We start from the raw sequence: 10,541 nt of genomic DNA on the forward strand, positions 1-10,541 counted from the left end.
CAAAGTAAACTGGATGGCTTTCTTGCCGCCAAGGATCTGATGGCGCAGGGGATCAAGATCTGATCAAGAGACAGGTCTGGGACGACCAAGTTTTCCACCCTTTGAAACCCTCTTTTTGCCCTGAGCTCCGGAGTTTTTATAGTCAGGTAAGAGAGCATTCGGCGTCTGCCCCCGCTGCCAATAACGGCGGATGAGCCGATAAAGATTTTTTTTGGTTGTAGCCTGTGTGGCAATAATTTGATTTACAACTCTGCTTCTTACCCGAGGAAACATGCACTCAGGATTGGATATTAGGGGTTGAATAAGTTGGTAATTTTTATCACGCAGATCTCCTGCCTTTGTCCCTTCATCGGGCTGCGCGTAGTAAAGCTTGGCATAGGGGTCTTCGATCCGCTGCAACACTTCGTTATCGATAGCGTCCAGCAATACCTGTCGCGATATCACAGAAGGAAAAGCAGCCTCGTCATCCAGTGAAATCCAGACTATTTCATCCTGCTGTTCAGCCAGAATACGGTAGGCAATCCCTTCAACGCTGATAACTTCATTGATTCGAAACACGTAATGCCCCCGACATCGCCTCAATATTCTCTAACTGCAAATCCCCGGCTTTCAACTTGGTTACAGGCGTCAAGATGTCGAATAGAAACCAGCGCTGAGCCAGCAGCTGTCTAATCTCCAACAATGATTGTCCCATGGGTTGCTGATAGGCCGTATCCAGCTGTTTGGCTACCTCAATTACGCTTCTATCTGGATCATTCTGGAAGTGATGCTGATAAAACGCCGCTCGCTCCATCAGGACATCAATTTCTATCTCATCCCGTTGTGCCGGATAGAGCCAACTGATGTTTTGCGTAACCACACTGGGAATGTCCTTCTCCGTGATCAGCCACCAGGGAACACCTTTTTGTAACCAATAGCGGCGTTCCAGCTCCAGTTTCTCAATGGTTCTGGCATCACTCAGTGCTTCAGCATACTTGGCTTGCAATGCGAATTTGGGCTGGCTGGCGTCTGTGGTGTTGACGAGGAAATCTGAACTCATCACTTGGAGAACGCCGCGAACGGATGGGTGATCTATCCCAGACTCCAAAGCCAGAGCCTTGGTATCTTCCAACCGAAGAGGAAATTGCTCACGAATATCTACCGTTGAACGACTCCATTCCAAAAGCAGGAATACGGCCAACTCCAGATCTGACAACAAGTGGTGGGTTCGTTGCGATTTATGGCCAAAGACACGATGAGAACGACCTTGAGAGGATAAGTCCCTGACCGTTAACCATGGTTTATAGTCAGAGCCGTGGCCACTGCCTCGCCCCTCACGTAGCCACTTCTGATTCTGCAACTCGGTGTTGACGTACTTTTTCCCAGCCATGAAAAAACCGCCCAGCCATTGGCTCATAAATTGAGCATAGCTAGGGCGGTTTTGGTATTCAACTTTATTACTTAGTATCTAACTATATTACTTGGTATCCAACTTTATTACTCGAATACACTCTTGTATGCGAGTAATAAAAATTCATACCAAATCACCCTGTAAGCCGCATTTCACCACATGAAAAATCGGACACTAAAAAATAAAGTATCATACCAGCTTAAGAATTTAGCGCTAACGATGAGAAAAAGCAGAGCAATAAAGCATCATACCAATGTTTGAAGATTTTGCCGTTTTCTCTAACGAAGTTCAGAACACTCGTGCACGGTGAATCGCAAGATTCGGCTGATGCAGAACATTAACCCAACGCAGTTTCATACCGTGCGAAATACCCAAGAACTGCAAGTCGCTCCCCGCCAACGCTGGACTTCTCAGGCAGCTTGCCCTTATCCACAGATTTGGTCTGCGGATGAGGTATGCCGGAATAACCATCCTTGCCACGCTTTGGTAGCCCAGGCCGCGTCTCAGGGGATGGAGGTGGTGATCCCGTCGAAGCGGAATCGTAAGGAAAAGCGAGAGCACGACAGGGAAATGTATAAGGTAAGGCATCTGGTAGAAATTGCCTTTCTCCACCTGAAACAATGGCGAGGGATAGCCACGCGGTATGCGAAAAACACCGCTTCGTTCGTGGCGGCTGTCCGGATCCGCTGCGTGGCATTATGGGCTGCCATCTTATGACGACAGCCTCTAGCAGGAAAACTACAGCAAAATGATGGCTCGCGCCTTTCGCTCCATCAACGAATACCAGCTTTATATATCTGATGAATACTGATCACCCCCAACAATCGAGCCTCATCAGACACCACGGGGACAGCATTGATGCGATGTTCGTGCATAAGTTCCAGTGTGGCAGCCGCCAGACCGTCCGCTTGGACCACCACCGGTGTTCGGGTCATCAGCTCGGTGACACAGGTATCCAGGGGCAATGTTTTTTCCAAAGAGCGCCGCAAATCACCATCCGTGAAAACTCCCAAGATGCTGCCCTGATCACTACTAATCACTACTAGCCCAAATCCACCACGACTCAAAGCCACAATGGCATCCCTCAAGGATGTGTCTGCAGAACAAACTGGTATTGGTAGCTCAGGGTCTAATATATCCTTGTTGCGTAGCAACAATCGGGCACCCAGGCTACCGCCCGGGTGAGAAACTGCATAGTCCTGCTCGTTGAAATCGCGAATGCGCATAGCACTGATGGCAAGGGCATCGCCCATCATCAGGGTGTTGATGGCACTGGAAGTCGGCGCCAGACCGAGAGGACAGGCCTCCTGCTGGACGCTGATGTCGATGACGTGATCGGCCTGTCGCGCCAGATAGGAGTCGAGCTTGCCGGTGAAACCGATCACCACCAGACCCTTGTGCTTGAGCAGCGGCAGCATGGTCTTGAACTCGCCGGCCTCGCCGGAGTTGGAGATCATGATGACCAGATCCCCCTTGGTGATCATGCCCAAATCGCCATGCAGCGCCTCGGCGGGATGGACGAAAAAGGCGGGCGAGCCGGTCGAGGCCAGGGTCGCGGCAATCTTCTTGCCGATATGGCCGGACTTGCCGATGCCGGTGACCACTATCTTGCCCGTACAAGCAAGGATGGCCTCGCAGGCCGAGACGAAGGAATCATTGAGCCGAGAGCACAGCCTTTGTGCCTCGGCCAGTTCGATACTCAGGGTTTCATGAGCGTAGCGCTGGATCTGTTCACGCATGACGAAGGGAACCTCTGGGGATTGGGGGGAGTTCAGACCAGCACCACCTGGATGCCATGCTGCTCCAGCGCCTGCCGGTCAGCATCGCTGATGCCCTTGTCGGTGATGATGATGTCGATCTTGTCGATGGGCACCACCACGTTGGGCGTCTTGCGGCCGAATTTGCTGGAGTCGGTCACCACGATGATCTGCCGTGCCGCCTGGCACATGGCCTGGCTCACCTGATATGCCTCGTTGAAGGTGGTGGTGCCCTGCTCGACATCGAAGCCGTCGGCGCCGATGAACAACTTGTCGAAGGTGAATACGCGAAAGGCCTGCTCTGCCTGGCTGCCATGAAAGGAAGCGGAGCGTTTGCGGTAGGTGCCACCCGGCATCAGCAGCGTCACGTTGCTGTCCAGCGCCGCTGCTTCATTCATGATGTGCAGGCTGTTGGTCATCACCGTCAGCGCTACCCGCTCTGCCAGCCAGGGCACCATCTGCAGGGTGGTGCTGCCACTGTCGAGAATGATGGACTCGCCATCCCGGACCAGGCTCGCGGCCCTGGCGCCGATGCGCTGCTTGGTGTTCAGATTGAGCACGGTTTTCTCGTCCATGGAGTGATCTTCCAGCGCCGGCTGGGTGAACGCCTCGGCGCCGCCATAGCGGCGGACTACCAGCTGGGCCTGCTCCAGATGCCGCAGATCGCTGCGCACCGTGGCGCCGGTGATGTTGAAATGGGCGGCCAAATCGTTGACTGACGTTCTGCCATGTTCGCGCAGATAACGCACCAACATTTCTCGACGAGTTTCAATGGACATACCTGAATCCCTATATGCTGAATTTAAAAAGCCATAGGCTTCATTTCCTAAGAATGTACACTGAAATTTTCATAATGAAAATTATATGACAACCGAATTGTCATTTTATTGACAGCGCGCAGGTTACCGCTTCGCGTACCGGCGGTGCCAGTTCGGCCAGTTGTCGCTCGGTCAGCGGGATACGGGCATGCACCAGAGTGTCCAGCGTCTGGGGTCTGGCGAAGATGGTCAGGCCACGCATGATTTTGGCATCGACAATCACGCCGTTGGCATCATGGGCCAGCACCACCAGGGTGCGCGGGCGCCAGCGGGAGGCCGTGCGGCCGATCTTCACCGAGCCTTTGAGGCTCATGTCCTGCAGCATGCGATTGAAAGCCCGTACCTGAAAAAAGCCCAGGCCGATCTGCAATCCCCAGGCCACCAGGGCAAACACGATCAGAAGATTAATGGCATCCATTTAGCACCTCACAATGAAAAAAGGCAGTGTACGACACACTGCCAAAAGATTAGGTTCTCAGGAGTTTCCCACACAGTTGGAACTAGAGCATCACCTGACCACTAGAACATCACCTGACCACCGGTAATGTTGATGGACTGGCCGGTGCAGTAGCTGGCCTCGTCGCTGGCATAGAACTTCAGCACGTTCAGTACGTCCTGGAAATCGCAGCCACGCTTGAGCGGCACCTTGTCGATATAGACCTGCTCCACCTGATCCTCGGGGATGCCCAGCTTTTTCGCGTATTGCGGCAGCAGGGACTGGAACATGGGACTCTTGAGCAGGTTGCCCAGCATCAGGGAGTGGACGGTGATGTTGTGCTCGGCCAGGTCCAGCGCCAGCGATTGGGTCAGACCGACACCGCCAAACTTGGCTGCCGAGTAGCCGGAGTTGTGCTTGGAGCCCACCTTGCCGGACTTGGAGTTGATCTGGATGATGCGGCCGCCATTTTGGCGGATCATCACCTTGGAAGCCTCACGGGCACACAGGAAGTAACCGGTCAGGTTCACCTCGATGGAGCGGTACCAAGCATCCAACGGGAACTGATCGATCTTGGCCGCGGTCGCCGTGCCGGCATTGTAGACCAGCAGGTCGATGCGCCCGAAGCGATCATCGACGGCACCGACCATGCGCTGCACATCCGCTTCCTGGGTGGCATTGGCCTGCACGGCCATCACGTTCTCAGCACCATGCACCTCGGCGATTTCGCTGGCGGTGAGCTTGGCGCTGTCGGCGTCCATATCTGCGACTGCCACCCGATAGCCGGCCTCGGCCAGCCCCTTGCAAAGGAAGGCGCCCAGACTTTTACCGCCGCCAACTACCAGTGCTACTTTTGACATGTTACTCTCCTCGATTGCTGTATCTCGCGCCCCCCTGCTTCGAGCCGCTAACTCAATGATGCAGGGGGAGCGTGAGTCTTGATTGTTCAGTTCAGTTCAAACGTGATTTCGGTGCCGATTTCCAGTTCCGGGACTGTCGGGCAAGTGCCGCTCACATGCACGGTTCCTGGGTATTCCGCTTCATCGGCGCCATCGAAACGGATGGTGATGTGACCCAATTCGCCGAGGTTCTGGTTGACTACGTCGCCTACCGCCGTGATGGGAAAACGTGTCTGACCCAGAACGAAATCCCCTCCCACCTTGATGTCATCCAACAGCGCTGCGTGCGGATGGATGTAGCAGTAGTCCGCTACGTCTGCCGGGGCATTGTCATCGAACAGTATCATCATGTTGTCATCCAGGGCTTCGGCAGCAAACTCGCCGATCTTGGTCACTTGGGTTTGGTACAACATAGTCATTTCAGTCCTCGTTTGAGCGTTATTGGTAGATGAAGTAGGAGGCGAGCCAGGCCAGCAGTACGGTCGGCGCTCCGGTCAGGAACCGTGAGTAAAGCACGGACGGCACCCCGATTTGGACTGTTTTCGGCTTGGCTTCGGCCAGGCTCAGACCTACCGGGATGAAGTCACAGGCAGCCTGGGCATTGATGGCGAACAGGGCCGGCAGTGCCAGGTGCGGCGGAATGTTGCCAAGACCGATCTGGGTCCCTACCAGCACACCGATGACCTGCGCGATGACGGCGCCCGGGCCAAGGAAGGGTGACAGGAACGGGAAGGAACAGATCAGCGCCAGGGTCATCAGGCCAACGGGACTCTTGGCCAGCGGGATCAGGGCATGTGCAATCACATCACCCACCCCGGAGGCCAGGATGACCCCGATCAACATGGACACGAACGCCATGAAGGGCAGGATGGAGCGCAGCACCGTATCGATGGTTTCGCGGCCGGCCTGGAAGAAGGTGGACATCACCCCGCCCATGCCGATGCCGATGCGGGCCAGCAGGCTGTCGCTCTGCTCGCTCAGCTTCTTGCTGCTGTCATATTGCGGCGCTTCTTGTTTCGCCGCTTGTTTCGGCTGGCTAGGCGCATTCCCGGCCTGGGCTTGCAGCTGGATGTTGTCCGGCTGCACGCCAGAGACATAGATATCCTCCTCGATGAAGTTGGCCAGCGGGCCGCTCTTGCCGGTGGAGTGAATGTTCACCGTCGGGATCCGCTTCTTGGGGTAGAGGCCGCAACGCAGGGTGCCACCGCAATCGATGACGGCGACCGCGATCTCGTCATCCGGGATGGAGGTCTTGAAACCGTCCACCGCTTCCATGCCGGAGAGTTCGACCATGCGGTCCACGATGTCCGGTCGGGTGCCCGCGGTGATGTAGAGGACCTTCTTGCCCGGCTCGATGTCGATGGTCAGAGGACCACCCCAGCCGCCGCTGCCTTTGGTGATGTACAATGAATTTGCCATGATGTCTGCTCCTGGTTGGCTTACTCGGCTACGCGAATGTGGACGTCAGTGCTGAGGCGAACGCCTTGCTGTTTTTCCACCATGGCGGTAGTGAAGTCGGTCACCCAGCCGCGGAAGAAGTTGCTCACCATACCGACCAGCAGGTAGCTGATGGCCAGGGGAGCCAGCGGCATGCCCAACGTGGTCAGGCCATTGGCAATGCCCAGATAGACGAACAATTCACCGGGGTTGATGTGCGGGAACAGGCCATTCATGGAATGACAGCTGTAGGATGCGGCTGCGTAGTAGGACGGCTTGTAACGCTCCGGCAGGAAGCGACCCAGGCTCAGTGTCATGGGGTTCATGAACACGAAGGTGCCGATGACCGGCAGTATCAGGTAGCGGGACACCGGGTTGCCGGCGCTCTTGGCAGCCAGGCGCTCCACCCGCTCCTGTCCGATGAACTGGATCAGGGCGTTCATCGCCACCATCAGCGAGATCAGCAACGGCAGTATGCCGGTAACCATGCCGACAAAGACGTCTCCGCCTTTTTGGAATAGTGCAATGAACCATTCCGCTGCATGAATAATTACATCCATGGTGTAGTCCTCAAGTTGACTCCATCTGTGAAGGGGACACGTCCTGCCGTTGATAAGGTGCCGGACGTGCGGTTGGTTCCAGGTTGCAGCTGTTCGCTTATCGTGTTTGGCTGGCGACCCGGTAAGTTGATATTTTCACACTGAACGTCACTTTGCTAATTTTGGTTTTCATAATGTGACCAAGTTGGCGTTTTTTGTCCAGCCTAGAATGCCTGTTCCCGCTACGGTTGCTTCGCTGGTTTTCAAACGGGGCAACGACATCCCCACTCCCTGAGGCGCCCCAACTGCCCCTCCCTCCCCATACACACATCGCGGCCGCACAATGGCACCTCGGGCGCAATTAAACATATCCTACTGTTTTATATATGCTTTATTTTGTGCGCGCTTTAAATTGGTGATTCAGATCACGCTTATTTTTGCGGCATATCGATAACCGTTAGCAACCTAGCCTGGACCGCGATCCGGTTTAGATCGTTCTGACCTGGCACGAACTGAGCGAGTTCGCCGCCCGTGAGCGCAGGAATGACAGCAATAGCCTCACCGCAGAGATACGAAATGTATAAAAACTGTTGATCTGATTTTCAAAATCAATGATCTTGGTTTTCATTTCTTTGTAAACAGGGAAAGTTGAAAATTCTTTCTGGCTTGCGCGGGATGGTCTCGCCCGCGCCACATGGACCCGCTAGGGAATGACAGCAGTCAAAGACGAGACGAACAGCGGCAATATGATTGCCCCCTGGAGCTACGGGTCACCCTCGACAGGGCGGAGATGCCGCATTTCACACTGAAGGAGTGCTCATGTTGTATCTGGATTCAGCGAACATCGAAGAATTACGCCCCTGGGTGCACCAGCTCAGCCTGGACGGTATCACCTGCAACCCCAAATTGCTGGCCCAGGCCGGGATCAAGGCCGACGACTTCATCGGGCAAGCCAGGGCGTTGGGCTTTGATCGCCCTCACCAACTGTTTGTGCAGGTGACGGCCACCGATACGGCCGGCATGGTGGCACAGGCGAGACAGCTCTGGTCCCGCTGGGGCGCAGTTTACTGCAAGATCCCGGTGTCACCGGCCGGCCTGACCGCCATCCACCAGCTGAAGCGTTCCGATGACGCCAGCGGCGCCATCTGCGCCACAGCCATCTACTGTGAACGGCAGGCTTTCCTGGCCGCCCGGGAAGGTGCCGACTACCTGGCCCCCTACGTGAACCGCATCGACCGTGAAGGCGGCGACTTCCAGCGCGTTATCGGCCGGTTGCGGGAGCTGCTGGAGCGGCAGCAACTGCCCGCTCGGATAGTGGCCGCCTCGTTCGCCATCCCCGAACAGCTGACCCAGGCCCTGCTGGCCGGCGCCCACGATCTGACCGTCAGTCCAGCCCTGCTGACTCAATACCTTGCCAATGCCCAGACAGCACAGGCCGTGGCCGAATTTGCCAGCTACGGCTGACGCTTGTTTCCACATCGATAATCGCGCCTATCTCCAAATAACACAGGAACCCATGCAATAATGAAAAACATCAACCCGACCCAGACCCAGGCCTGGAAGGCACTGGAAGCCCACTTCGCCGCCAACAAGGAGCGGCAGCTGAAGGATCTGTTTGCCGCCGATGCCGAACGCTTCAACAAATTCTCCACCACCTTCGGTGGCGACATGCTGGTCGACTACTCCAAGAACCTCATCACCCAGGAAACCATGGCCCTGCTGCAGGACCTGGCCAAGGAAACCGACCTGTCCAGTGCCATCGAGTCCATGTTCAACGGCGAGAAAATCAACCGGACTGAAGGCCGCGCCGTGCTGCACGTGGCCCTGCGCAACCGTTCCGACCGCCCCATCCAGGTCGACGGCAAGGACGTGATGCCGGACGTGAAAGCCGTGCTGGCCAAGATAAAAGGCTTCTGCGAGAAGATCATCTCCGGCGAGTGGAAGGGTTATACCGGCAAAGCCATCGAGCACGTGGTCAACATCGGTATCGGTGGCTCTGACCTGGGCCCGGTGATGATCACCGAGGCGCTGCGCCCCTACAAGAACCACCTGCAGATGCACTTCGTCTCCAACGTCGACGGCACCCACATCGCCGAGACGCTGAAAAAGGTCGACCCGGAAACCACCCTGTTCCTGGTGGCCTCCAAGACCTTCACCACCCAGGAAACCATGACCAACGCCCACAGCGCCCGCGACTGGTTCCTGAAAGCCGCCGGTGACGAGGCTCATGTAGCCAAGCACTTCGCGGCCCTGTCCACCAATGGCAAGGCCGTGGCCGAGTTCGGTATTGACACCGCCAACATGTTCGAGTTCTGGGACTGGGTCGGTGGCCGTTACTCCTCCTGGTCCGCCATCGGTCTACCCATCGCCCTGTCACTGGGCTTCGAGAACTTCGAAGCCCTGCACCAAGGCGCCTACGAGATGGACATGCACTTTGCCACCACCGCCTTCGAGCAGAACGTTCCCGTGCTGCTGGCCCTGATCGGTATCTGGTACAACAACTTCTACGGCGCCGAAACCGAGGCCATCCTGCCCTACGACCAGTACATGCACCGCTTCGCCGCCTACTTCCAGCAGGGCAACATGGAATCCAACGGCAAGTACGTGGATCGCAACGGCAACAAGGTCGACTACCAGACCGGCCCCATCATCTGGGGTGAGCCGGGCACCAACGGCCAGCACGCCTTCTACCAGCTGATGCACCAGGGCACCAAGCTGATCCCGTGCGATTTCCTGGCCCCGGCCATCAGCCACAACCCCATCGGCGATCACCATCCCAAGCTGCTGGCCAACTACTTCGCCCAGACCGAGGCCCTGGCCTTCGGCAAGAGCAAGGAACAGGTGGAAGCGGAGTTCCTGGCCATCGGCAAGACCCTGGACGAGGTCAAGGACCTGGTGCCGTTCAAGGTGTTCGACGGCAACCGCCCGACCAACTCCATCCTGTTCAAACAGCTGACCCCCAAGACCCTGGGTGCCTTGATCGCCATGTACGAGCACAAGATCTTCGTGCAAGGCATCATCTGGAACATCTTCAGCTTCGATCAGTGGGGCGTGGAGCTGGGCAAGCAGCTGGCCAACAAGATCCTGCCGGAGCTGAACACTGCCGAACCCATCAGCAGCCACGACAGCTCCACAAACAGCCTGATCAACACCTGGAAGGCGTGGAAGGCCTAAGCACCTACCTCCTTTAAGGAAGGTGCGAATAAGCGGGGAAATTCTTCTCGGCTGACTCAGTCATTTCATTTTTTCAGTTTGAGCCGATCTT

The 10,541-nt window shown here is 56.2% G+C and carries 11 protein-coding genes and 1 pseudogene; 3 read left to right on the forward strand and 9 right to left on the reverse strand.

What is annotated here, in order from left to right:
• Positions 1 to 63: 63 nt before the first annotated feature.
• Positions 64 to 558: a hypothetical protein gene (locus PG892_RS19675; protein ID WP_270825738.1), complete on the reverse strand. Its 495-nt coding sequence runs from the start codon at positions 556 to 558 to the stop codon at positions 64 to 66.
• Positions 542 to 1,396, reverse strand: a complete 855-nt coding sequence (locus tag PG892_RS19680) for a TnsA endonuclease N-terminal domain-containing protein (protein WP_270825739.1) — start codon at positions 1,394 to 1,396, stop codon at positions 542 to 544. The genes PG892_RS19675 and PG892_RS19680 overlap by 17 nt, the downstream gene beginning before the upstream one ends.
• Before the next feature lie 474 nt (positions 1,397 to 1,870).
• Between PG892_RS19680 and PG892_RS19685 the strand changes: the two are divergent.
• Positions 1,871 to 2,107: pseudogene (locus PG892_RS19685) on the forward strand (IS5/IS1182 family transposase); the annotation flags it as partial.
• Positions 2,108 to 2,163: 56 nt separating this feature from the next.
• Here PG892_RS19685 and PG892_RS19690 read toward each other — a convergent pair.
• The 7 genes from PG892_RS19690 to srlA all read right to left on the reverse strand — a co-directional run bounded on the left by PG892_RS19690 (position 2,164) and on the right by srlA (position 7,297).
• Complete coding sequence (locus PG892_RS19690) at positions 2,164 to 3,129, reverse strand: KpsF/GutQ family sugar-phosphate isomerase (RefSeq protein WP_043133539.1); 966 nt, start codon at positions 3,127 to 3,129, stop codon at positions 2,164 to 2,166.
• A 32-nt stretch (positions 3,130 to 3,161) separates the two neighbouring features.
• Complete coding sequence (srlR, locus tag PG892_RS19695; RefSeq protein WP_043133538.1) at positions 3,162 to 3,926, reverse strand: glucitol operon DNA-binding transcriptional repressor SrlR; 765 nt, start codon at positions 3,924 to 3,926, stop codon at positions 3,162 to 3,164.
• Between the two features lie 100 nt (positions 3,927 to 4,026).
• Positions 4,027 to 4,383: a transcriptional regulator GutM gene (locus tag PG892_RS19700; RefSeq protein WP_043133537.1), complete on the reverse strand. Its 357-nt coding sequence runs from the start codon at positions 4,381 to 4,383 to the stop codon at positions 4,027 to 4,029.
• A 101-nt stretch (positions 4,384 to 4,484) separates the two neighbouring features.
• Entirely contained in the window at positions 4,485 to 5,261 is a 777-nt protein-coding gene (gene srlD / locus PG892_RS19705) for a sorbitol-6-phosphate dehydrogenase (protein ID WP_043133536.1), read from the reverse strand.
• 86 nt (positions 5,262 to 5,347) lie between these two features.
• Positions 5,348 to 5,719: a PTS glucitol/sorbitol transporter subunit IIA gene (locus PG892_RS19710; RefSeq protein WP_043133535.1), complete on the reverse strand. Its 372-nt coding sequence runs from the start codon at positions 5,717 to 5,719 to the stop codon at positions 5,348 to 5,350.
• A 19-nt stretch (positions 5,720 to 5,738) separates the two neighbouring features.
• The gene (srlE, locus tag PG892_RS19715; RefSeq protein ID WP_043133533.1) at positions 5,739 to 6,719 is read right to left on the reverse strand and encodes a PTS glucitol/sorbitol transporter subunit IIB; all 981 of its coding nucleotides are present in this window, start codon (positions 6,717 to 6,719) and stop codon (positions 5,739 to 5,741) included.
• A gap of 20 nt (positions 6,720 to 6,739) precedes the next feature.
• Positions 6,740 to 7,297, reverse strand: a complete 558-nt coding sequence (gene srlA, locus PG892_RS19720; RefSeq protein ID WP_043133530.1) for a PTS glucitol/sorbitol transporter subunit IIC — start codon at positions 7,295 to 7,297, stop codon at positions 6,740 to 6,742.
• Positions 7,298 to 8,095: 798 nt separating this feature from the next.
• On the opposite strand from srlA, the gene PG892_RS19725 reads away from it, so the two are divergent.
• Both PG892_RS19725 and pgi read left to right on the forward strand, forming a co-directional pair.
• Entirely contained in the window at positions 8,096 to 8,740 is a 645-nt protein-coding gene (locus PG892_RS19725) for a transaldolase family protein (RefSeq protein ID WP_101618233.1), read from the forward strand.
• A 60-nt stretch (positions 8,741 to 8,800) separates the two neighbouring features.
• Complete coding sequence (gene pgi / locus PG892_RS19730; RefSeq protein ID WP_101618231.1) at positions 8,801 to 10,450, forward strand: glucose-6-phosphate isomerase; 1,650 nt, start codon at positions 8,801 to 8,803, stop codon at positions 10,448 to 10,450.
• The last annotated feature ends 91 nt before the right edge of the window (positions 10,451 to 10,541 follow it).

This window comes from Aeromonas sp. QDB68, from assembly GCF_027707405.1.
In the GTDB taxonomy this organism is placed as follows: Bacteria; Pseudomonadota; Gammaproteobacteria; order Enterobacterales; family Aeromonadaceae; genus Aeromonas; species Aeromonas caviae.

Coding starts and splice junctions, on each gene's coding strand:
- srlA (WP_043133530.1), bottom strand. CDS start 7,297: ATGGATGTAATTATTCATGCAGCGGAATGGTTCATTGCACTATTCCAA.
- PG892_RS19700 (WP_043133537.1), bottom strand. CDS start 4,383: ATGGATGCCATTAATCTTCTGATCGTGTTTGCCCTGGTGGCCTGGGGA.
- PG892_RS19725 (WP_101618233.1), top strand. CDS start 8,096: ATGTTGTATCTGGATTCAGCGAACATCGAAGAATTACGCCCCTGGGTG.
- srlD (WP_043133536.1), bottom strand. CDS start 5,261: ATGTCAAAAGTAGCACTGGTAGTTGGCGGCGGTAAAAGTCTGGGCGCC.
- PG892_RS19710 (WP_043133535.1), bottom strand. CDS start 5,719: ATGACTATGTTGTACCAAACCCAAGTGACCAAGATCGGCGAGTTTGCT.
- srlR (WP_043133538.1), bottom strand. CDS start 3,926: ATGTCCATTGAAACTCGTCGAGAAATGTTGGTGCGTTATCTGCGCGAA.
- srlE (WP_043133533.1), bottom strand. CDS start 6,719: ATGGCAAATTCATTGTACATCACCAAAGGCAGCGGCGGCTGGGGTGGT.
- pgi (WP_101618231.1), top strand. CDS start 8,801: ATGAAAAACATCAACCCGACCCAGACCCAGGCCTGGAAGGCACTGGAA.
- PG892_RS19690 (WP_043133539.1), bottom strand. CDS start 3,129: ATGCGTGAACAGATCCAGCGCTACGCTCATGAAACCCTGAGTATCGAA.
- PG892_RS19680 (WP_270825739.1), bottom strand. CDS start 1,396: ATGAGCCAATGGCTGGGCGGTTTTTTCATGGCTGGGAAAAAGTACGTC.